The sequence below is a fragment of the Pseudomonadota bacterium genome (assembly GCA_039193195.1).
Taxonomy (GTDB): Bacteria; Pseudomonadota; Gammaproteobacteria; order Steroidobacterales; family JBCBZW01; genus JBCBZW01.
Genome location: JBCCWS010000004.1, coordinates 121586 through 143314, shown reverse-complemented (window position 1 = coordinate 143314; position 21729 = coordinate 121586). Strand labels below are relative to the sequence as shown.

The 21729-nt window shown below is 62.9% G+C and carries 19 protein-coding genes; 10 read left to right on the top strand and 9 right to left on the bottom strand.

All coding sequences use genetic code 11. The features are described from left to right. The first annotated feature begins 11 nt into the window (after positions 1–11). The 6 genes from AAGA68_06175 to AAGA68_06150 are packed head-to-tail and all read left to right on the top strand — an operon-like array spanning position 12 to position 5773. Positions 12–1358, top strand: a complete 1347-nt coding sequence (locus AAGA68_06175) for a TRZ/ATZ family hydrolase (GenBank protein ID MEM9384627.1) — start codon at positions 12–14, stop codon at positions 1356–1358. Then, entirely contained in the window at positions 1355–2086 is a 732-nt protein-coding gene (gene ubiG / locus AAGA68_06170) for a bifunctional 2-polyprenyl-6-hydroxyphenol methylase/3-demethylubiquinol 3-O-methyltransferase UbiG (protein MEM9384626.1), read from the top strand. The genes AAGA68_06175 and ubiG overlap by 4 nt, the downstream gene beginning before the upstream one ends. Then, positions 2083–2763: an HAD-IA family hydrolase gene (locus AAGA68_06165; protein ID MEM9384625.1), complete on the top strand. Its 681-nt coding sequence runs from the start codon at positions 2083–2085 to the stop codon at positions 2761–2763. The genes ubiG and AAGA68_06165 overlap by 4 nt, the downstream gene beginning before the upstream one ends. After that, the gene (rmuC, locus tag AAGA68_06160) at positions 2753–4126 is read left to right on the top strand and encodes a DNA recombination protein RmuC (protein ID MEM9384624.1); all 1374 of its coding nucleotides are present in this window, start codon (positions 2753–2755) and stop codon (positions 4124–4126) included. The genes AAGA68_06165 and rmuC overlap by 11 nt, the downstream gene beginning before the upstream one ends. Then, positions 4123–5001: a squalene/phytoene synthase family protein gene (locus tag AAGA68_06155; GenBank protein MEM9384623.1), complete on the top strand. Its 879-nt coding sequence runs from the start codon at positions 4123–4125 to the stop codon at positions 4999–5001. The genes rmuC and AAGA68_06155 overlap by 4 nt, the downstream gene beginning before the upstream one ends. Next, on the top strand, positions 4994–5773 hold the full coding sequence (locus tag AAGA68_06150) for a YciK family oxidoreductase (protein MEM9384622.1): 780 nt from the start codon (positions 4994–4996) through the stop codon (positions 5771–5773). Before AAGA68_06155 ends, AAGA68_06150 begins: the two co-directional genes overlap by 8 nt. On the opposite strand, the gene rluB is transcribed toward AAGA68_06150, so the two are convergent. The 5 genes from rluB to AAGA68_06125 are packed head-to-tail and all read right to left on the bottom strand — an operon-like array spanning position 5715 to position 10493. Then, positions 5715–6575 carry a 23S rRNA pseudouridine(2605) synthase RluB gene (rluB, locus tag AAGA68_06145; protein ID MEM9384621.1) on the bottom strand — a complete coding sequence of 287 codons (861 nt, stop codon included), beginning with the start codon at positions 6573–6575 and terminating at the stop codon, positions 5715–5717. The two genes, AAGA68_06150 and rluB, sit on opposite strands and share 59 nt — an antisense overlap. Next, positions 6572–7576, bottom strand: a complete 1005-nt coding sequence (scpB, locus tag AAGA68_06140; GenBank protein ID MEM9384620.1) for an SMC-Scp complex subunit ScpB — start codon at positions 7574–7576, stop codon at positions 6572–6574. The genes rluB and scpB overlap by 4 nt, the downstream gene beginning before the upstream one ends. 26 nt (positions 7577–7602) lie before the next feature. Further along, positions 7603–8559, bottom strand: a complete 957-nt coding sequence (locus AAGA68_06135; protein ID MEM9384619.1) for a segregation/condensation protein A — start codon at positions 8557–8559, stop codon at positions 7603–7605. A 39-nt stretch (positions 8560–8598) separates the two neighbouring features. Continuing rightward, positions 8599–9840, bottom strand: a complete 1242-nt coding sequence (locus tag AAGA68_06130; protein MEM9384618.1) for a tryptophan--tRNA ligase — start codon at positions 9838–9840, stop codon at positions 8599–8601. Positions 9841–9872: 32 nt separating this feature from the next. After that, positions 9873–10493, bottom strand: a complete 621-nt coding sequence (locus AAGA68_06125) for an L-threonylcarbamoyladenylate synthase (protein ID MEM9384617.1) — start codon at positions 10491–10493, stop codon at positions 9873–9875. Between the two features lie 161 nt (positions 10494–10654). Here AAGA68_06125 and AAGA68_06120 point away from each other — a divergent pair, with 161 nt between their 5' ends. The 4 genes from AAGA68_06120 to AAGA68_06105 all read left to right on the top strand — a co-directional run bounded on the left by AAGA68_06120 (position 10655) and on the right by AAGA68_06105 (position 13171). Beyond that, positions 10655–11209 carry a septation protein A gene (locus AAGA68_06120; GenBank protein MEM9384616.1) on the top strand — a complete coding sequence of 185 codons (555 nt, stop codon included), beginning with the start codon at positions 10655–10657 and terminating at the stop codon, positions 11207–11209. Continuing rightward, positions 11209–11508, top strand: a complete 300-nt coding sequence (locus tag AAGA68_06115; protein ID MEM9384615.1) for a YciI family protein — start codon at positions 11209–11211, stop codon at positions 11506–11508. Before AAGA68_06120 ends, AAGA68_06115 begins: the two co-directional genes overlap by 1 nt. After that, complete coding sequence (locus AAGA68_06110) at positions 11505–11792, top strand: BolA family protein (GenBank protein ID MEM9384614.1); 288 nt, start codon at positions 11505–11507, stop codon at positions 11790–11792. The genes AAGA68_06115 and AAGA68_06110 overlap by 4 nt, the downstream gene beginning before the upstream one ends. A gap of 482 nt (positions 11793–12274) precedes the next feature. Further along, the gene (locus AAGA68_06105; protein ID MEM9384613.1) at positions 12275–13171 is read left to right on the top strand and encodes a DUF6502 family protein; all 897 of its coding nucleotides are present in this window, start codon (positions 12275–12277) and stop codon (positions 13169–13171) included. Between the two features lie 1140 nt (positions 13172–14311). Here the strand turns inward: AAGA68_06105 and AAGA68_06100 are convergent. Genes AAGA68_06100 through smc form a run of 4 tightly spaced genes read right to left on the bottom strand, consistent with a single transcriptional unit; the run spans position 14312 to position 21651 of the window. Beyond that, positions 14312–15136: a DUF6502 family protein gene (locus tag AAGA68_06100; GenBank protein ID MEM9384612.1), complete on the bottom strand. Its 825-nt coding sequence runs from the start codon at positions 15134–15136 to the stop codon at positions 14312–14314. Then, the gene (gene ligA / locus AAGA68_06095; protein ID MEM9384611.1) at positions 15129–17234 is read right to left on the bottom strand and encodes an NAD-dependent DNA ligase LigA; all 2106 of its coding nucleotides are present in this window, start codon (positions 17232–17234) and stop codon (positions 15129–15131) included. Before ligA ends, AAGA68_06100 begins: the two co-directional genes overlap by 8 nt. Positions 17235–17238: 4 nt before the next feature. Further along, positions 17239–18129 (bottom strand): cell division protein ZipA C-terminal FtsZ-binding domain-containing protein, encoded by an 891-nt coding sequence (locus tag AAGA68_06090; protein MEM9384610.1) that lies wholly within the window; start codon positions 18127–18129, stop codon positions 17239–17241. Between the two features lie 3 nt (positions 18130–18132). Continuing rightward, positions 18133–21651: a chromosome segregation protein SMC gene (gene smc, locus AAGA68_06085; GenBank protein MEM9384609.1), complete on the bottom strand. Its 3519-nt coding sequence runs from the start codon at positions 21649–21651 to the stop codon at positions 18133–18135. Positions 21652–21729 lie beyond the last annotated feature (78 nt).

Sequence of the window (21729 nt, the reverse complement as noted above, 5' to 3'; positions counted from 1 at the left end):
CCGGAGCGCCGATGGAACCCGTAGACACGCTACTTTTCGCCGATTGGGTTGTGCCCGTCGACGAGACTGTGCACCCGGATGCCATGGCTGGGGGCGCCGTAGCAGTGCGAGGCGGACGCATCGCGGCGGTCTGCCCCGCCGACGAGGCCCGCCAGCGCTATCAGGGTAAGGAAGAGATCAAGCTGGGGGGACACGTGCTGATGCCTGGGCTCGTCAATGCGCACACGCACGCGGCGATGACCCTGTTGCGGGGCATGGCGGACGATCTCCCGCTCATGCGTTGGCTCGAGGATCATATCTGGCCAACCGAGAGGCGCTGGGTCGGACCAGGTTACGTGCGAGCGGGCTCCCAGCTAGCGATCGCCGAGATGCTCCGCTCCGGGACGACCTGCTTCGCAGACATGTATTTCTTCCCCGACGCAACCGCGCAGGTAGCAGCTGAAACCGGCATTCGCGCCTGTATTGGCATGGTCGCCTTCGACTTCCCCACGCCCTGGGCTAGCGACCTCGACGAGTACCTCGCCAAGGGCTTGGCCATGCGCGATGAGTACAAGGGCGACGCGCTGGTGAGCACGATGTTCGCGCCCCATGCTCCCTACACCGTATCCCCGGACTCGATGGCGAGAATCCGCCGCCTTTCCGACCAGCTCGACGTGCCGATCCAAACCCATCTGCACGAAACCACCGACGAGTTGGAGCAATTCACCGCACGCTACGGTTGTCGCCCCATCGAGAAGTTGGCTGAGCTCGACATGATCTCGCCGTTGCTCATGGGGGTGCACATGACCCAGCTGCAGGCGGGCGAGATCGACGCTCTCGCTGAGCGCGGATGCCATGTAGTCCATTGCCCCGAGTCGAACATGAAACTCGCCAGCGGTGCGTGCCCGGTGGCAGCGTTGGTTGCGGCGGGAGTGAACGTCGCTATCGGCACAGACGGAGCCGCCAGCAACAACGACCTGGACATGTTCGCTGAGCTGCGCAGCACCGCTTTCCTCGCCAAGCACGTGGCCGCGGACCCCGCAGTCGTACCGGCCAAGAAGGTTCTCGAAATGGCAACTATCAACGGCGCCCGGGCGCTCGGCCTCGGCGACCAAACGGGCAGTCTCACGCCGGGAAAGTGGGCCGACATCATCAGCATCGACTGGCGCCAGGCCGCCACCCAGCCGATCCACAACCCCGTCTCTCAACTTGCCTACGCCACCGCCGCCGCTCAGGTGGACCACGTCTGGGTGGCGGGCAGGCAGCTGCTGGAAGGCGGCCAACCGACTCGCCTCGATCTCAACGCGGTGCTCGCCAGTGCCGATGATTGGGCGCAGCGGTTGCGGCGCGACCGACAGCCAACGGATGCTCCCCAATGACCCGTACCTCGCCGAACGTGGACGCCGCAGAAATCGGCCACTTTGATGCCTTCGGGGAGGACTGGTGGCGCGATGATGGTGGTTTTCGCACGCTCCATGATATCAATCCCGCGCGACTCGACTTTATCCGCTCCCACGTGCCGGTGGCTGGCCAACGTGGGGTGGACATCGGCTGCGGGGGTGGCATCCTTACGGAAGCGTTAGCTCGGGCTGGTGCTACGATGCTGGGCATAGACATGAGCGAGGCGGCCATCCGGGCAGCGAAGGCTCATGCGACCCTCACCCCTAAGCTCCCCTTGCGCTACGAGCTATCCACCGCCGAGACCCTCGCTGACGAGCACCCGGGTAGCTACGATTTCGTCACCTGCCTAGAGATGCTCGAACACGTACCGCAGCCCGCCGCCGTTGTGCACGCGTGTGCTCGACTGGTACGTCCCCGCGGATACGTGTTCCTCTCCACCATCAACCGAACGGCGAAAGCCTACGCTCTAGCAGTGGTTGGCGCCGAGTACGTGCTTGGCCTGCTGCCGCGCGGAACGCACGACTACGCACGGTTCCTGCGCCCCTCGGAACTGGACGGGGCCGCCCGCGACGCGGGACTCGCTCTCCAGGAACTGCGGGGTATGCACTACGATCCTCTCGTTCGACGCGCCAAGCTCTGTAACGATGTGAGTGTCAACTACCTGGCCGCCTACGTGGCCCCGGCGCTGCAAGAGCCGGTCCCGTGATCTCACGGGCCATCCTCTTCGACCTCGACGGCACGCTCTTAGACAGCGCGCCGGACATGGTCGGGGCCCTGCAACGTCTACTCCAGGAGCACGGGCGTAGCGCCTGCGACGTGGACTTTGCGCGGGCCCATGTCTCTCGTGGTGCCGGCGGTCTCATCAGCGCAGGCTTCCCGGATATTGCGCAGGAAGACGAACGTGAGGCCCTGCGCCAGCGCTTCTTGACGCTCTACGCCGAACGGGTCTGCGAGGGTTCGGCGCTGTTCCACGGATGCGAAGCGCTCCTGCGGCAAATCGAGGCGCATCCGTCGCTCACCTGGGGCATCGTCACCAACAAGCCGACATGGCTAACGGAACCTCTGCTGGAGCGACTGGCATTGCTAGAACGAGCTCCATGCGTGGTGTGCGGCGACACCCTGCCCCAGCGCAAACCCGACCCAGCTCCCCTACGTCACGCGGCCGAACTGCTGAGTGTGCAAGCCACCAACTGCATCTACAGTGGCGACGATCAGCGTGACATCCAGGCAGCCCGAGGGGCGGCCATGCCCGTGGTGGCAGCAGCCTGGGGGTACATTGCGCCTGGCGAGGTCATCGACCAGTGGGGTGCGGACGCGATCTGCGCCACGCCCACGCTGTTCACGCGGTGGCTAGAGCGCCACGGCTGGTTCGATGCAGGTTAGCGCGCAACAACTCTATTTCGCCCTCGCCGGCATGGGCCTAGGTGTTCTGTTGGGCGCGGCCATAGCGGCGTGGCTACGGGGACGACGTATCGCCGATCTGGAGCGGGCCCTCGCCGTGCTCGAGGAGCGTCTGCGCAGCGAAGAAGCATTGATCGACGAGCGCGACGCGGTGATTGCACAAGCAGACGAGCGCCTCACCCATCTGCTAGGAGAGCTAGCGGATAAGTCCCTGCAATCGCGCAGCGATACGTTCCTGAAGCTGGCGCAGGAAAGTGTGGGCCAGCAGCAGACTCGTGCAGGCGCGGAGCTGCGAGTTACCCTGCACAAGCTGGTTGGGCCGATCGCTCAGGCGCTGACTCGTACGGAAGAGCAGGTGGCCAAGATCGAGGCGGAGCGGCAACAGGCTTACGGCAGCATTCGCCAAGAGCTCAAGGCGATGGCGGAGTCGCAGGCAGCTTTGCGTGCAGAGACGCGTCAACTGGTCACCGCCTTGCGCCGCCCCGAGGTGCGCGGTCAGTGGGGTGAGCTCACGCTGCGCCGGCTGGTGGAACTGGCCGGCATGCAGGAACACACGGATTTCGTTGAGCAACCGCACGTGGTGGGGGACGACGGTGCGCTGCGACCGGATATGATCGTGCACCTGCCCGAAGCACGCGACCTTGTCGTGGACGCAAAGACGCCCCTGGATGCCTACTTGGAAGCTACCGAGGCGAGTGACGATGAGGCTCGCCAGCAGGCCCTCGCCCGTCATGCCCGCAACCTGCGCACGCACGTGAGGACCTTGGCGGATCGCAAGTACTGGAGTGCGCTCGAGTCAACGCCGGAGTTCGTCATCCTGTTTGTTCCAGGCGATCAATTCCTGAGCGCAGCGCTCGCGGAGGACGCCGATCTGCTGGATGATGCTATACGCCGTAAGGTGATACTGGCGACACCGAGTAGCCTGATCGCGCTGCTCAAGTCAGTCGCGTACGGCTGGCGCCAACTCTCACTGGCCCGCAACGCGAATCGCATTCGAGAGCTGGCCGAGACGCTGTACAAACGCCTCGGCACCTTCACCAGTCACATGTCAACTCTGGGGCGGCAACTCGAGAACAGCGTGAAGGGCTTCAACAAGGCCGTGGGATCCTTAGAGCGCTCCGTGCTGCCGAGCGCCCGACGTTTCGCCGAGCTTGGGGTGGAGGGTGAAGCGCTGGAGTCGCTGGAGCCCGTCGAGCAGCTGCCTCGTGCCGTCGAGGCTCCCCCTGCTCAGCCGCCCTCTGAGGCGCCGCAGGCGGACTGGGTGGACCGGCCGGAGTCGTTCTCCCCATCTGCACAAAGCACAGCGCAGGGGCCCGGGCCTGCTGATGATGACGAAGGCGCGTGAGTGAGGCGATGAGCGCCGACCCGGAGGTCGCGGACTTCGTCGAGCGCGCCGCGGCCCCTGGCACCACGGCGTATCTGCCGATACTATTCGCCGCGGCCACGCATCGAGAGCACCTGGGCGTGGTCTTCGCTCTTCGCGGTGAAATCGGTCGCTCGCTCGCAGCCGATCTGGCGCCAGAAGTGGCGTCCACCCGCTTGTCGTGGTGGGGCGAAGAGGCTGGCCGCATCGTCGCCGGGCAACCACGCCATCCGCTGTCCCGACACCTCGCGAATGCTGTAGGGATTTCTGCATTGGCGGATGCGCGGACCGTCGGCCTACTCCTCGCTGAGCTGGTCGGTGCGACCCAAGCCTCACTGGCCGAGCCAGTCCCCGCAAACTGGTCAGCGCTGATCCATCGCATGACCCACGATTGGGGTGCGCTGTGTCGTTTGATGACTCGTCTGCTCGCGACCCCTGACCAAGCTGAGGCGCCCTGGGTCGACCCGTGGGCAAATGCGCTCGGTACCGCCTGTGCCATCGACGAGGCCCTCGCCTCGCCGGACACGCCGACACTACCGGCACTGTCGCCCTACCTGGCTTCTGAAGATGATGAGGAAAAGCGCCGGGCGGCATGGCGCACGCACGCGCTCACCGCGCTTGGCACGGCTACGTCTACCCTTCCCGCGTGTGCACGGGCCGAACAACGCCCGTTGTTAGTGTTGGCCAGCCTCGTGCACCGGCGTATAACGCGCGCGCCGACGCCCCCAGGGGATAGGTACCTCGCTCGTTCGCTAGGTGATCTTTGGTGCGCTTGGCGGGGGGCACAGCGCGCGGCGCGAGGGGATCTGCCGTCGCACCTAGCGTGCTCCGCTACGGTAGACTCTCCCCATGAGTGAGCCTAGCCAGATCACGCCGATCCCGATTCCTCTTCGCGATTTCGCCATCCCCGATGGATATCTGCTCGAGCGGCGCATCCTGGTCAGCGGCGCCGGTGACGGCATTGGCCGCGCCGTCGCCCTGGCGGCCGCCCGCGCTGGCGCCGCCGTCATCCTGCTTGGGCGAACGCTAAAGAAACTGGAGGACACGGCGAACGCGATCCTCGATGTTCCGCAGGCGGCGACACCCACCGTTTGCCACTTCGATCTGCTCAAGGCAGGTCTGGACGACTACTGGAATCTCGCCAAGCAGCTGAGTGATGCAGGGGATGGCCTCGACGGATTGGTAAACAACGCGTCCATCCTTGGCGGCAAGACCCCGATCGAGCAATACAGTCCGGCAAAGTGGATGGAGGTGATGCACGTGAATGTGAACGGACAGTTCATGCTCACGCAGACCTGCTTGCCGCTGCTGCGGCGGTCGAAAGACGCCAGCATAGTGTTCGTCAGCAGCAACGTTGGGCGCAAGGGACGCGCCTACTGGGGGGCGTACGCCGCGTCTAAGTTCGCCGTAGAAGGATTGATGCAAACGCTTGCCGATGAACTTGCGGAGAACACCGCGGTTCGGGTCTGCAGCTTGAATCCGGGCCGCACGCGAACAGCCATGCGGCGTGCCGCCTACCCGGCGGAAGACCCCACCACGCTGCCCACGACACAGGACGTAGCGCCCGCGTTCATCTACCTCCTCGGGGCCGCGGACCGCGCTTTGCACGGGAGGGCACTCGACGCTTGAAGCGCCCCCTACTCGCCTCCTGGCCACGTGCGTGGCTCGGTTTCTCAAGGCCGGCGCTCTCGTAGAGCGCTTCTAACGCATCGCCCTGCACCTCTTCCCAGCGACCTCTAGCCAGGCGACGGTTCAGCCCCACTGGGCCGTAGCGTACCCGCGTCAGGCGGCTCACTACGCAGCCGATCGACTCGAACATGCGCCGCACCTCGCGGTTGCGACCTTCGCGCAGGACCACGTGATACCAGTGGTTGGCCCCGCTGGCCCCCGCGGGCACCACCTTATCGAAGCGCGCCGGACCGTCCTCGAGCTCGACCCCCCGCGTAAGCAGCTGCAGCTGCTCCTCAGTGGTCTCGCCCAGGACGCGCACTGCGTACTCACGCTCTACCCGCTGAGAAGGGTGCATCAGCTTGGAGGCCAAGGCGCCGTCGGTAGTGAAGAGCAACAAGCCGCTCGTATTTGCGTCCAGGCGGCCAACGCTCACCCAACGGCCGCGTTCGGCCCTAGGTAGGCGCTGATACACGGTCGGGCGGCCCTCGGGGTCACTTCGCGTGCTCACCTCCCCGGCGGGTTTGTGGTAGGCGATGACGCGTCTCTCCGCGGCCCGGCGAGCAAGTCGCAAGGGCTTGCCGTCGAGGGCGATGCGATCTTGACGGGTGGCTTTCTCGCCAAGTTCAGCTTGGCGCCCATTGACCTTCACGCGCCCTTCAGTAATCCAGCGTTCCACCTCGCGACGCGAGGCGATGCCCGCATCAGCCAGGAGTTTCTGCAGGCGCTCGGGGGGCTCTGCGAGCCTTGGCGGTCGCCTCATTGCGCGGAGTTGCGCTCGTCGTCGTCATCGCTGGCATCGGGCTGAGCTGCCTGCTCTGCGGCAGGCTTGTGATCGTGCTCAACGGCATCGCCTGCTTCGCCAGCGTCAGCCAGGACCTCCGAGTCGGGCTCCGCTTCGTAGGAATCTGACGCTGGCGCTGCTACGTCGTCGCCGTCGCCGTTCCCCGCCGACTCCCTATCTTGGCCAGCGACAGTCGTTACGTCTTGTGCGTTGGACGACGGCTCATGTTCTGCAGGCTCAGTGCCATCGCCATGCGTGTCTGCCGCAAGCGCGTCCTCGATGTCGCTCGCCTCGCCAACCAGGGCCCCGGGACGGATCGGCGTGACCGTAGCCAGGGCAGGTGCCTCGGCTTCACCTTCCGCTCGCGATGCTCCGGCCGCTCCTTCGCTCGGCGTTGCGGCTTCAGCGTTCGCGGCGCCGTCACCGAAATCGAGTTCGACATTGATCTGATCGAGGTCGCGTAGCTCTTCCAGCTCGGGCAGTTCGCTGAGCGAAGACAACCCGAAGTAGTCCAGGAACTCGCGGGTCGTACCGTAGAGGGCGGGACGCCCAGGGACGTCGCGGTGGCCGACGGCTCGAACCCAGCGACGATCCAGCAGCGTGCGCATGATCGTGCTGCTAACGCCGACGCCACGGATATCCTCGATGTCACCGCGCGTCACCGGCTGGCGATACGCGATGATCGAGAGCGTTTCCATAAACGCTCGTGAGTAGCGGGGCGTGCGCTCCTCCCACAGGCGGCTGACCCAGGGACTGTATTCGGTGCGGACCTGCAGGCGGTGACCGCTCGACACCTTCACCAACTCCAACGGCGAGTCCTCGCCGTGGCGCTGCTCGAGAAGCCTGATGGCGGATTCGAGGTCCTGCGCTTGGGGCTGCTCCGCTTCCCCGAACAACCCAACGAAATCCTTCGTCGACAGGGGGCGGCCCGCCGCCATTAGGGCGGCCTCGATGATCTGACTCAGCTTAGCTGTATCCAACCGTGTGCGTTCCTTAGAAGTTGGGGTTACTCGGTACTTGCATCACTCGCCGCGGGCTGCGGGTTATCCGAGCCGGCCGCGCGCACATGGATCGGTGCGAATTCACCTGATTGGACGATCTCGATCAGCGACTCCTTGGCCAACTCGAGTACGGCGAGAAAGCTCGCCACTACCCCCTGCTTTCCCTGGTCCGCGCGCAGGAGGTCACGAAACTCGGTGAACTCCGCCGCGCGCAAGTTATCGAGGATTTCGGTCATACGCTCGCGTACCGACAGAGCTTCCCGACGGATGTGATAGTGCTGATTCAACTCCGCGCGCGACATGACCTCGCCGAAGGCCGCGACCATCTCTTTGAGCGTGACCTCCGGCAGCTTGCGAACCACCGTGCGCTCCACCATGGGCGCTGATACTGGCCAGTTCTCGCGCTCCATCCGAGGCAACTCATCCACCCGCTCTGCGGCGTTCTTGTAGCGCTCGTACTCCTGTAGGCGCCGCACGAGCTCAGCCCTCGGATCCTCGCCCTCATCCTCTTCCTCGCTTACCGGTCTGGGCAGCAGCATGCGGGACTTGATCTCCGCCAGCGTGGCGGCCATCACCAAGTACTCGCCCGCGAGCTCGAGCTGCATGTCTTGCATCAGATCGATGTAGCCCGTGTACTGGCGCGAGATGTCGGCAATCGGGATGTTGAGCACATCCAGGTTTTGCCGCTTGATCAGGTACAGCAGGAAGTCGAGCGGCCCCTCGAATGCTTCGAGGAAGACGGAGAGTGCCTGGGGTGGGATGAACAAGTCCTTCGGTAGCTCGGTGATCGGCTCACCGTCCACGAACGCGAAGGGTAGTTCGGTTTGGGAAGCGCTGGTGCCATCGAGGGATTCACTCGGCTGCGCCTCAGGCTCGAGCCGCTGCTCCGCGCTCGCCTCCGTCGGCTGGGCCTCGGTCGACGCCGCAGCGTGTTGCTGATCTGTGTTCGATTGCTCGCTCATTCTCGGCTCCCGCAGGCGCGCTGCGGAGCCCTGGACCGTCTAGGTCAGGCTCATCGCATGTCGCACGCTGCGCATGGTGTCCTTGGCGATCTCGCGGGCGCGTTCGCTGCCTTCCACGATAATGCTGCCGACCACTTCCGGGCGGCTTGCCAGCTCCGAGGCACGCGAAGCAATGGGACTGATCTGCGCGACCACGGCCTCTGCGGCGCGGGCCTTGCAGTCGGTGCAGCCGATAGTTGCACCGCGGCAACCCTCGGAGACCCATTTCTGGCTGGCATCGTCGCCAAACCGCAAATGATACCGCCAGACCGGGCACTTTTCAGGGTTTCCAGGGTCTTTGCGACGTACTCGGGCAGGATCAGTGGGCATCTTACGGAGCTTCCTTTGCACGACTTCGGGCTCGTCCCGTAGCTCGATGGTGTTTTCGTACTCGCGCGCCATCGGCCGGCCGTCGGTGCCAGGCAAGCGAAGACTGCCCACCACCACCGCTTCGGGCTCACTCAGGAGCGAGCGACCGCCGCCTTCCAGGTAGGCGATCAACCGATCCCGGTCGCCCAAGGTTAGGTGCTGACTGTTGCTCACCAGCGCCAACCCGGCCTTAAGCGCCGTTTCGTCGCCTCTTTCCTGGAAATCGCGTCGGTGCTGTTCCAGCTGTTGGCTAGCGCGTTTGCCAAGCGACTTCAGAGCTCTCATGTTGTGCTTCTGGGCGTCCTCTTCTCGGCCAAACAGATGGTTGAAGCGCCCGGCAACGTCGCGACAGAATTCGACGTGCGCCGCTTGCTCCTCCATGACGCAAACGTGCGTTGGCTGGTAGAGCAAAATGTCCGCGCACTGAAGAAGCGGGTAAGTCAGCTGTCCGACGGTGCCACCGTCTGCCGCTGCGGCGTCCAACGACGACGCTTGCACCGAGAGCCCGGGCGCTGCTGGCTCTCCGCCGCGAGCCACCACCAGGCGCTCCAGCCATCCAGTTGGCGTACACATACCGAGGAGCACGTTCAGTTCAGCGCACTCGGGCACGCGCGATTGCAGGAAAACGGTGGCGAGTCGGGGATCGATGCCTACTGCCAACCAATCGATCAGTGTGTCCTTGATTCGTTGGCGGAACTCGCGTGTGTGTGCATAGCTCGCCGCGAGCGCGTGCCAGTCTGCCAGGAACAGCAGGCACTCCTGCTCCTGCTGGAGCTGTACCCAACTGTTTAGGATACCGATGTAGTCCGCTAGGTTCAGTCGACCTGCCGGGCGCATACCCGAGACGAGGCGTCTACCGTCATCGGTGGCCACTCAGGCCACGCTCCCGCGGAGGTTCACAAAGGTCAGATTGTGCCTGCGACCGGGGCCTTGCCCGAGCGCAGGATGCTGGGAGGATCCTCAGAGAGATCGACGACTGTGCTGGGCGCGAAACCGCAGGCACCGCCGTCAACTACGATATCGATGCGCTTAGCGAGGCGATCGGCGATGTCTTCGGGGTCGCTCAAGGGCGTGTCGTCCGCTGGCAGTTGCAAGGTGGTACTCATCAGAGGTTCGCCGAGCAATCGCAACAGCTCTAACGCCACCGTGTGCTGCGGCACGCGCAGGCCGATCGTGCGGCGCTTGCCCTCCGCCAGTCGCTTGGGCACCTCACGACTTGCAGGAAGCACAAAGGTGTAGGCGCCGGGCGTGTGCGCCTTGATGAATCGATAGGCCGAGTTATCCACGCGCGCGTAGGTGGCGATCTCCGAAAGATCACGACAGACCAGGGTGAAGAAGTGCTCATCGGGGTTGCCGCGCAGCTTGCGGATACGATCCATGGCGTCGCGGCTGCCCATTAAGCACGCCAGCGCATAGCAAGAGTCGGTTGGATAGGCGATGACACCGCCGCCTCGTAGGGCCTCCACCGCATGGCGCAGCAGGCGCTCCTGGGGGTTCTCGGGGTGTACCTTCAGATGCTGTGTCATGAGTGCGTTCCTTGCCTTTCGCGCCCGACTACCAGGCAGCCGCCATGCTCTTTGATACCATCCAGGGCCGGAAACGCAACCCAACGCCACAGCGGCACGCCTATAGGTCTCCCCCAAGGCGCCCTAACCCACTCACTTATCGACAGTTTCAAGAATATAGAATGCTGAAGACGCTCATCGATTTCCTGCCCATCGTGGTCTTCTTTCTGGGCTATGTACTGCCCGGGGGCGATATCTACCGGGCTACGCTTGCGCTGATGATTGCGATGCCCGTGCAACTGCTAGTGGGCTACGCGATGACCCGCTCCTTGAGTCGCATGCACTTGATCAGCACGGCGCTCGTATTGGTGCTCGGAACGGCCACTCTGGTGCTCAAGAACGACCTCTTCATCAAATGGAAGCCCACGGTGATCGATTGGCTGTTCGCGGCCGTGTTCTTGGGCAGCCAGCTGTTCACGGGCAAGTCCCTGATTGAGAGAGCTGCGGGTGATGCAATCGAGCTGCCGGACGCGGTCTGGCGCAAGCTCAACATGGCTTGGGTGGTCTTTTTCGTCCTGCTTGGCGCCCTGAATCTACTGGTGGTCTACAGCTTTTCTGAGTCGACCTGGGTGAATTTCAAGTTGTTTGGCACGCTTGGACTCACCCTGGTGTTCATGTTGCTTCAGGGCCTCTGGTTGCAGCGCCACTTGCCCCAGGAAGCTGAGGAGGAGAGTTGATGTATTACGCCATCATGGGGTCTGATCGCGAGGGTAGTCTGGAGGCTCGCAAAGCCAGTCGTCCGGAGCATCTGGCCCGCCTGCAGGCACTTCTGAATGAGGGGCGCCTATTGGTGGCAGGTCCACATCCAGCGATCGATGCGGAAGATCCTGGAGACTCCGGGTTTACCGGCAGCCTGATCGTTGCCTCATTCGAATCCTTGGGCGATGCCCGCGCCTGGGCGAACGAGGATCCCTACCTCGCGGCTGGGGTGTATCGCGACGTGGTGGTCAAACCCTTCCGCAAGGTCCTGCCGTGACTGGCGACACCTCCCAAGATACTCGCCCTGCCCGCTTGCGGGAGGCACTTGGCGCTTTGGCGCCGGTCGCCTTGGATGTCATCGACGACTCCCATCGACACCGAAACCATCCGGGTGCCGCGGACGGTCGCGGCCACTTCCGCGTGCGAATTGTCTCCGAGCAATTCGAGGGCCTGAACCGAATCAAGCGCCACCAGCTTGTGTTCTCGCTCGTCGATGAGCTGATGAAAACGGATATCCACGCCCTGCAGATCGACGCTAAGACGCCAAGCGAGGTCGAATAGCTGCCCGGGCCCCGGGTGTATTTCTTGTCGAAATAACGTGAAACGGGTCACAGACTTCCGAAGGCTGAGGAGTAATCTCAGTCGTGAGCTGCCGATGTCTACCCCCTAAGGCAGTTCTTTTTACCTCAGAATCCCCCAAACGATGAGGCATTACGGTCGGCACGGAAGCCGGCCTCTTTTTGGTCTGATCAAGTTATTATGTAAAACTCTGGCGCATTGCAATAGCTGATCATGAACAAGTCAATGCGAGCCTGCTGGCGTTTCCCTCCCCGCAAAACCGACGTCGTCGCACGGCATAAAGCGATCCAATAACTCTGCTAACCCCCTGCACTCGTGGGGAATTCCTGTCCCCAAGGCGCTTGTCGCCCCAGCTCCGGATACTAAAGGCCTAAGGGCAACCACCTCCATGGTCTGTCCTGTAGACCCCGAACCAATAGCGGCTCGGGCCTTTACACATCCAACCATGGGATATATTTCCCACCATGAATGAAAAAACTACCTCTACCGGTCCGGAGTCAGCCATCTCCGATGACGAGTCCAAACGTCTTCGTACGCGACTTCTTGCTGCTTTCCGGCATCTCATGCGACCGCTTGTACGCATGTTGATCTCCAACGGAGTCGCCTACGGCGAGTTCGCGGAGGTCGCTAAGAGCGTCTACGTCGAAGTGGCATACAACGACTTCTCGCAAGAGGGGCGAAAGCGGAGCGGTTCGCGCGTCGCGATACTCACCGGCCTTACGCGCAAGGAGGTTAAGCGGCACCTTGACGCAGCTAAGGGCAAGGCCGTCGACGTCATTCCCACCACAAGCCTGAACCGAGCTACCCGGGTGCTGCAGGGTTGGTTCGGCGATACCGACTATGTGGGGCCCTATGGCATACCGCTCGACCTCCCGCTTGAGGGGGAGGGGCCATGCTTCGCGGAGCTAGTCCGCCGCTACAGCGGAGACATGCCTGCTCGAGCAATGCTCGAGGAGCTGAAGGGAGTGAACGCTGTTGTTGAGCTGCCCGATGGACTTTATCGGGCAGTCAGCCGGTCATTCAAGATGACTACGTTGGCCCCGGACAGCGCGCGTTACTTCGGGGGTGCGATACATGATCTGGCTTCTACCATCTCTCACAACCTTGACCCTCGCCGCACAGACGAATCGCGATTTGAGCGCGCGATGCTTCGCGAGGAGTTCCCGATCGTCCTAACTAATGACTTTCGTGACTTCCTTGAGATAGAGGGTCAACGGTTCTTGGAGAAACTCGAGGACTGGGCGGACAGAGAGGAACTGAATCCCAGGGAAGATGAGGGCGAAGCCAAGCCGCAGAACATTCGGCTTGGCGTCGGTGTGTATCTGTTTCAGGACGACGGTACAAAAGAGGAGTCTGACTAAATGAGCGTTTCATGCAAGCTGCGTACTGCGGCGGCACCTGCCCTAGCAGCAGTAACGGCTGTTTTTCTCTGTACTGACGCTCTTTCAGCGACTACTACCGAAGATATCTCTAGTTCGTCTCCCAACGCTATCGTGGGCACCGGAGCCCCCTCGTTCAGCGCTAGCCCGCTCGCCATTGTGGGAACTGGTAAGCCACTAGCTTACGGCTCGGCCACCCGAGCTTTCGCGATCGTTGGAACTGGCACACCACGCGCAGGCTTCGATGCCGACCCGAAGCTGCGAGCGATCGTTGGTACAGGATCGCCCCTGAAGTGGGACCCTCCAACTCCAGATCTCGCAGTGATCGTGGGGACAGGTACCTCCAAGGTAGGCGTTGCACCGATCCCAAAGCTTCGCGCCATTGTGGGGACCGGCGCCCCGGCCCCGCGCACGGAGGATGTGACTGATCCAGCCCATTCGCCGTTGGCGATCGTTGGGACAGGGTTCTCGGGTCGGCCCGACGACCACTTCATTCAAGCTATTGTTGGAACAGGGACGCCAAAACACTTAGATAGCGTCAAAGACACTCCGCAACCGAGTGCCATCGTTGGTACGGGGTTCGAGCTAGGGGAAGCTATTGAAGCCGTAATGGGCGATATGGGATGCTCCGTAAGCAACCCTGTAATGCTTGGCCAAATTGAAGAGGTGACCGGCAAATCAGACTTCCGTATGCTGGGACAACACGTTCACACAAGCGTCCCCATAACATTGACTGAGGGGGCCTACATAGCTTTGTCTGGTGTGATCGTTGATTCCGGAGTGGTGTTCGCTGATCAACTGACCAGGTGTAACGCTCAGTACGTGCCAGGCGCTAGCCCGACGCTAGTGACCGGAGTCCTGTCGCGATCCGATAGCGGTTCGGTCAGCGTGGGCGAACTGCTTCTGGACACGACCCAGTTGTTAGCACATCACCCAACTCTAAATCTGCCCACTGGCGATCTGGTATCTTTTATTAGCACTATGCCTGACCCGAGCGGGCCTGCTCTGGTCGAGCGGATCATCGGATATTAGGGCAGCGTGTATTTGATCCTCTAACCGAATCGGCGGGCGCGCCGCATCCAAGCGCGCCAGACTCGTAGGTTTCGACTTACATCGTTGCTCCTAGGGAGTCGCGTCGTGAGCGGAGTTCTCTGAGTCAGGAGTCTCAAAATAGAAGACGCCAACACCGACCTTGCGACCAGTTGGCTCTGGTACCTCGTGGGCGGTAAGCCAATCGTCAAGCATTTCAAGCATCTTCGACGCCTGGTCCCCCAGTAGTCGTTGAAACCGAACCCCAGATAGCTTCGGCAGTGAGTCTGTCCATACGAAGCGTTCGAAGTAAGTGGCGACGCGGCGCTTATTGTAATTGTTCTGAATTGTGTTAGCTAAGTTACCTATTGCTTCGCCGAAATGGTGCGCCGCGTGGCACTCCGAATCACCGGGCATAAAGTACCGGATCGTGGGTACGACAACTCCTTCACCGACTCTCGCAACGGAATCGGCCTCAAGCAGCAGTCCGAGCACAGTGTTGCTGTTGGTACAGTCTCCGGTTGCAGACGCAACGAGTGCGTTGAATCCCTCTCCATTATCCGCCACCGAAAGAGGCACCGGTTCACCTGACTCATCTAGGTACTCTGGATCCGTATGCCAAGTCTGTAGCGTCGCGCTGGCCAGACGCCACTCCGCCTCGTAGGTTGGAGCAGGTGGATTGAACTCAACGAAGCGAGCCACCTCCTTCCTACTAAGCCCCGTCGCAACAGAGATACGAGATACGCTAGCTTTCCGTTCCCCGGCCCCATAGTCGTCGGCAGCGACTTTCACGAACGCCCACTTCGAGATCTCCGCAAACTCCTTAAAAGTCACCCCGTTGCGCAGCAGGAACCTTGCGATAGGGATCATGAAGTTTCGGCATGCCTGAAGGACTGCCTCGTGAATCGCACTACCCATCGTCTCCAACCCCTTGCTGTTCTCTCGCCCCGAGCAGTCGAGCGAGGCCTTCCTCATCGAGGACCGGAATCTCGAGTCTCTCAGCTTTCCTGAGCTTCGACCCTGCCTTCGCACCTGCGACCAGGTAGTCCGTCTTTGAGGACACCGTTCCGGTCACCTTGCCGCCCTGCGCGGTAATCGCGGCGGCAGCCTCATCCCGCGTTTGTCCGCTCAGCGTTCCGGTCAACACAAACGTCTTCCCTGACAGTGGTCCAGCGTCCTCGAGCTCGTCATCATGTGCCATCACCACGGGTAGGGGAGGCGGCGCCACGCCAACCTCGAGCAACCGTGCAATCTCCTCGCGATGACCGGCCTGCGCGAAGTAATCGGCGATATGTTGCGCGACGATGGGACCTACATCTGACGTCTCTTGTAGTGCCTCCAGGTCTGCTTGCATAACGGCCTCCAGCGTGCCGAACTGCTTCGAGAGAGCTACCGCGGTGCTTTCTCCAACTTCCCGGATCCCGAGCGCGTTGAGCAACCGCGGGAGCGGCCGTGTCTTGCTCGCATCGATCGCCGCGAGGACGGCTGTGGCGGACTTCTCCCCCATTCTCTCCAGTGCGGTGAGCTGATCGATTGTCAGCGTGTAGAGATCCGACACTCGGGTCAAAAGCCCCGTCTCGATGAGCTGCTCCACGAGCTTGTCGCCGAGCCCGACGATGTCCATGGCGCCGCGCGATGCGTAGTGCTGCACGGCCCGCACCCATTGGGCGGGGCAATAGCGGCCTCCCGTGCATCGATACACAGCTTCGCCCTCGATGCGCTCCACTTCGGAGTCACATACGGGGCATCGCGCGGGCATCTGCACCTGAACAGCGCCAGCTGGACGAAGCGAGACCACCACGCTCGCCACCTCCGGAATCACATCTCCCGCCCGACGCACCAGCACCGTGTCGCCGATCCGCACGTCCTTGCGTTGCAGCTCATCCATGTTGTGCAGCGTGGCGTTGCTCACCGTGACCCCGCCGACGAATACAGGCGCCAAGCGCGCGACGGGGGTCACAGCGCCCGTGCGGCCGACCTGGAATTCGATGTTCTCTACAACTGTTGGTCGCTCCTGCGCTGGGAACTTATGCGCGATCGCCCATCGCGGTGCCTTCGCAACCTGTCCGAGCTCACGCTGCTGGTCGAGCGAATCAACCTTGTAGACAACGCCATCGATATCGTAGGGCAAGGCCTCACGCTGCTCCGCCATCGCCTGGTGGAATGCGACGCAGCCTTCGACACCTTTCACTTGACGAGCTTCCGGGGCGATACGCAGGCCCCACGATTTAAAGGCCTGAAGGAGCTCGAACTGACTGTCCGGTACATGCCCCTCGAAAGCGCCTAGGGCGAAGCAGAACATCAGCAGGGGCCGCGTCGCAGTGATGCTGGCATCTAGCTGACGGAGGCTTCCAGCGGCCGCGTTGCGAGGATTGACGAAAGGCTTGCCCCCCCCAGCTTCCAAGCGCTCATTCAGGCTGGCGAAGCCGTCGCGCGACATGTACACCTCGCCGCGTACCTCCATATGCGCAGGTGGGCATCCTCGAAGCGTAAGCGGGACGCTTCGCAGCGTGCGGACGTTGTGCGTAACGTCCTCCCCGGTGGTGCCATCGCCTCGGGTAGCTGCGCGCACCAATCGCCCGTGCTCGTAGAGCAAGCTCATGGCAAGGCCATCGAGCTTGGGCTCAGCGGTGTAGATGATGGGGGCAACCTGGCTTTCGACCTCGTTGCCCTCGCCGCACTGGGTTTCTACCACTGGCAGCCCGAGGCGCTGGCGCAGACGTCGGTCGAAGTCGTGCACCTCCTGCGGATCGAAGGCGTTGCCGAGTGACAGCATAGGGACCTCGTGCTGTACCTCGGCGAAGGCAGTATCGGGCTTTGCGCCGACGCGCTGCGTGGGCGATTCCGGAACAACTAGCTGCGGGTGCTGCTCTTCAATGGCCTGCAGCTCCCGCATGAGGCCGTCGTACACCGCGTCGTCTACGGCCGGATCGTCGAGCACGTAGTAGCGATAGTTGTGATCATCAAGCTCACGCCGCAGCGCGGCCGCTCGCTCGCGCGCGCCCTGCCGTACCACGGGTTCAACGCTCCCCGCGGGCTCGTCGATGCTCGAAGTCCACCACGCGCTCCTTCAGGTGCTCCTCGGTTTGGCGAGTCAGCGAGCCGCCCGTGTCGTCCTGAACGGTTCCATCTAGGTAATTGGCTAGCAACCGGCTGCAGGTGATCATCTCATCCAGGGCGCGCAGCCCGGGCAAGGGCCCGGGCAACAGCATGAACATGGTGAGTCCGGGGAGGACTTGGCCAGCGAGATCCTCTTGGCGGAGGGTCCCAGGTTCAACCAGATTTGCCACGCTAAAAACCGACTGATCCGTGCCTGGCGGTTGATAGTGAAAGATGTCGAAGCGGCCGCGGGCGAGCCCCGCTGTGAGCAGGCCTTGCCCGACCGAGTCGCCGGCGAACGCGTCCTCGCTACGAGGGACAAGGCGCAAGGTGAAGACCTCTTCGATGTCCGCCCCTGCTGGTGGCTCCTCTTCCCCGTCCGCAAGGTCCGCCATAGGGTCTGCTACGCCCAGTTCGAGCTGTTGCGCGGGCTGTCGCGTGCGTGGGGCGACGGGTAGCGCGGGGTCCGCTAGCTGTGAAACGCCCTCACCTACACTGACCACCGGAAGCTCGCCCGTGCCGGTGTTAATGCTGTCGGTTTCTTCACGTTTACGAAGGTAGGCCGGCGTGGTTCGATCGGGATCGCTCGGGTCTGGACCGGAGAAGTCGTCCGCGACACCGTATGAATCACTCAGCTCCGGTTCTCGGCGTAGCTCTTCCCACGGATCGTTGACGACGCCGTCCTCCACGCCGAGCACCGGCTCTTGACGTTCGCCACGTCCCCGACGGCTGTCCTGCCGACGCATGGCCAAGTACACGCCCACCACAAAGAGGACGCCAAACAGCACGATCAACCAACGCAGTTCCGCCATGGCTTACATCGCTGCCAGTTTCACAGCCTCGTCCACATCGACGGCGACCAAGCGTGACACACCCGGCTCTTGCATCGTCACGCCGGACAAATGGCTGGCGAGTTCCATGGTGGTCTTGTTGTGGGTGATGAAGATGAACTGAACGCGCTCCGACATCTCCCGCACGATTTCGCAAAAGCGCCCCACGTTGGCCTCATCGAGCGGTGCGTCTACCTCGTCCAGCATGCAGAAGGGTGCTGGATTCAGCTCGAAAATGGCGAAGATTAGAGCCACAGCCGTCATCGCCTTTTCGCCACCAGACAGCAGGTGGATCGTGCTGTTGCGCTTTCCGGGAGGTCTGGCCATTACGGTCACGCCAGCGGCAAGCAAGTCATCATCGCTCAGTTCGAGATACGCGTGCCCTCCGCCAAACAGCCTGGGGAAGATGCTCTTCAACCCGGCATCCACACGGTCGAATGTCTCCTTGAAGCGCGTACGGGTCTCCCGGTCGATCTTGCGCATAGCGCCCTCGAGCGTCTCGAGCGCCTGCTCCAGGTCCGTGTGCTGGGCGTCGAGGTACTCTTTACGCTCACACTGCGTCTGGAACTCATCGATCGCGGCGAGGTTGATCGGCCCTAGGCGTTGGATACGCCGCTCGATCTTCTCCAGCTCGTCCTCCCCGGACGCAATGGTGAGCTCCGCGTCCATCTGCCCGGCGATGGCCTCTGCTGTGGTCTCGAGGCGCTCGAAGGCCTCGGAGCACGTCGATCGGCGAGTCACGATCTCCTGCATCAGGAGACGTTGCGACTCGAGGGCCGTGCGCGCTTGGTCAACCTCCGCCTCATGCTCGTTGCGCTTGGTCTGTAGCTGGCGCTGTTCGGTCTCGGTGGCTTCCACGCGCTCGCGCGCCTGCGTAAGGGCACGCTCGAGTCCCCCACGAGACTCGAGCAGCGCTTCCAGCGAGTGCTCGAGATCGCGCACCGGCGCAGCTTCGTGCTCCATCTGCTCCCTCAGCGCCGTGCTACGTCCCTGATACTGGGCGAGTTGCTGCTGCAAGCGAGCCATCGCGTCCTTGAGCGAACGTTGCTGCGACGAGCGCGCTTCCACTTGCAGCGCAAGACCCTGTGCCTTCGCGCGGTCGGCGTTGGCGCACTCGGTCGCCCGCTGCAGGCGCTGATCGATGTGCTCGCGCTGATGGCGAAGATCCGATTCCTGATCGCTGAGGGTTTCCTGATCTCGGGCAGCCGCGTCGCCACGCGCACGGCACTGCTCCACCTCGCGGGCGATCTCACGCCGTTGCTCGCCGAGCTCGGCCAGCTCGCCTTCCACGCTCTGCAGCTGTTCGCGCATCTGATCGAGGCGCGACGCAAGCGCGTCGACGCGCCCCCGGCCCTCCGCTACTAGCGAATGGGCGGCATTGACCGCCTCTTGCTGTGCGACGCGCTGGCGCTCGCCGGTTTCCAACTCATCGCGCAAGTGAGCGGCTTGCTCCTCCAGCGCTGCACGCTGCTCGCTCAATGACTGCTGCTGCTCGCGCCGCTCGCGCAACAGCTGCTCGCGAGCGATCACCCCGGCGCGAGGATCAGCTGAGTCTCCGAGACGCAACCAGTCTTGCCCAAGCCACTCACCCGTGCGTGTAATGATGCTCTCGCCGGCTGCCAAATGAGGTTGTTGTGCCAGCGCCGACGCTAGGTCTTCAGCGCAGTAGATCCCCGCGAGGAGCGAACTAGGTACCACAGCGCCTCCTAGCTGGGAAGCGAGTGGCTGCAACCCATGGGCACCGGGGTTGAATGCCGGCGGAGCGCTCCCCGGCTGAAACAGCGCCAAGCGCTCGCCCCTCGGCAGGCCTCCGAGCCGAGCGAGCTCAGCAAGGTCTTTTACGCACACCGCTTGAAGGCCTTCGCCCAAGACGGCCTCGACCGCCCCCTCCCACCCGGGTTGCACTTGAAGTTGCTGAGCCAAGCGGGGGTTGTTGCGCAGGCCGCCTTGGTTCAGCCACTGCAAGCTCGCAGATTGCGCGTCAGTGCCTAACGCGGCCTGCTGAAGCGCCTCCAGCGAAGCGACCTGGCCGTTGACCGACTCGAGCTCGCCGCGCACATCGTGCAGCTGCGTATCGACGCTGGACTGCTGGGCACGCCAGCGCTCGACCCTCGCGGTAGCCTCACGCAGATCGTCCTGACGCTGCGACAGGGTGTTGTGCGCCACCGCCACCGCACTCGCCGCCTGCTGCGCATCGCCCTCGAGCTCCGCGACCGAGAGCGAAGCGCGCAGCGTCTCCAGGCGATCCGCGCGTTGACGCATGGCTTCACTGCGAACCTCCAGCCCCTCCAGTCGCGTCGCCTCGACACTTACGGCGCGTGCGGCGGCACTTGCCTTCTCAGAGTACTCGTCCCAGCGATACTGCCAGTCGGCCCGTTCGCCCTGGGCGCGTTGGACCAGCTCACCGCTGGCCTGCTCTTCCTGGCGGGCAGCGTCCAGAGCTGGCGTGAGCGACTGAAGTTCTTCGGCGCCAGCATCGAGCTGAGCCTCATCCGCTGCGATATCGCCTCGCACCTGTTCGATAGCTCTGGCGAGGCGCTCAAGCTCAGCGCCTTGTCGCTCAGTAAGGTCACGTGCATGACTGATCTCTTGCTCGATGCGCGCCATCTCCGCACCGTGCTTGAAGAAGGTCTCCTGTGCCTCGTTGGCCTCTTCTTGGCGTTCTGCTTGTCGCTCACGGGCCTCTTCGATCTGCGCTTCGACACTGCGCTGATCGGCTAGTGCCGCCTCCACTGCTACCCGATGTTGCTCTACCTGAAGGTGCTGCTGCTCGTGGGCCGCGTCTAGCTCACGCAGGCGCAAGAGCGCGAGCTCCGCCTGCAGCTTGTGTTCGCGTTCGCGGTACTCCTTGAAGCGCTCCGCGACGCGTGCCTGGCGCTGCAAGTGCTTCAGCTGCTTGTCGACCTCATCGCGCAGATCGGTCAGGCGCTCCAGGTTCTCGCGCGTGTGGCGGATGCGGTTCTCCGTTTCCCGACGCTTGTCTTTGTAGCGCGAGATGCCGGCGGCTTCCTCGAGGTAGGCGCGCATATCCTCTGGACGAGCCTCGATTAGGCGAGACACCATGCCTTGCTGGATGATCGAGTAGCTACGCGGGCCCAGGCCGGTCCCCAGGAAGATCCCGGTGATGTCCCGACGGCGGCAGCGAGTACCGTTGATCGAATACACGGAGACGCCGTCGCGTGAGAGGGTGCGCTTGACGGACACCTCTGAGAAGGCGCCGTACTGCCCACCGATGGCGCCATCACCGTTATCGAACACGAGCTCGATCGAGGCAACGCCTACGGGCTTGCGCGCGCTTGATCCGTTGAAGATGACGTCCGCGAGTGAATCGCCACGGAGGTACTTGGCCGAACTCTCGCCCATCACCCAGCGCACGGCGTCGATCACATTCGACTTACCGCAGCCGTTGGGACCTACCACACCCGTCAGGTTGGTGGGGAAGCTCAGCACCGTCGGATCGACGAAGGACTTAAAGCCTGCGAGCTTGATCTGACTCAGGCGCATTGACGCCTCGGTCGTGCTCGCTGACCTGTGAGATTTATTGGGTACGGCACGTCTACTGTGGCTTCCTTGGCTCTTCCG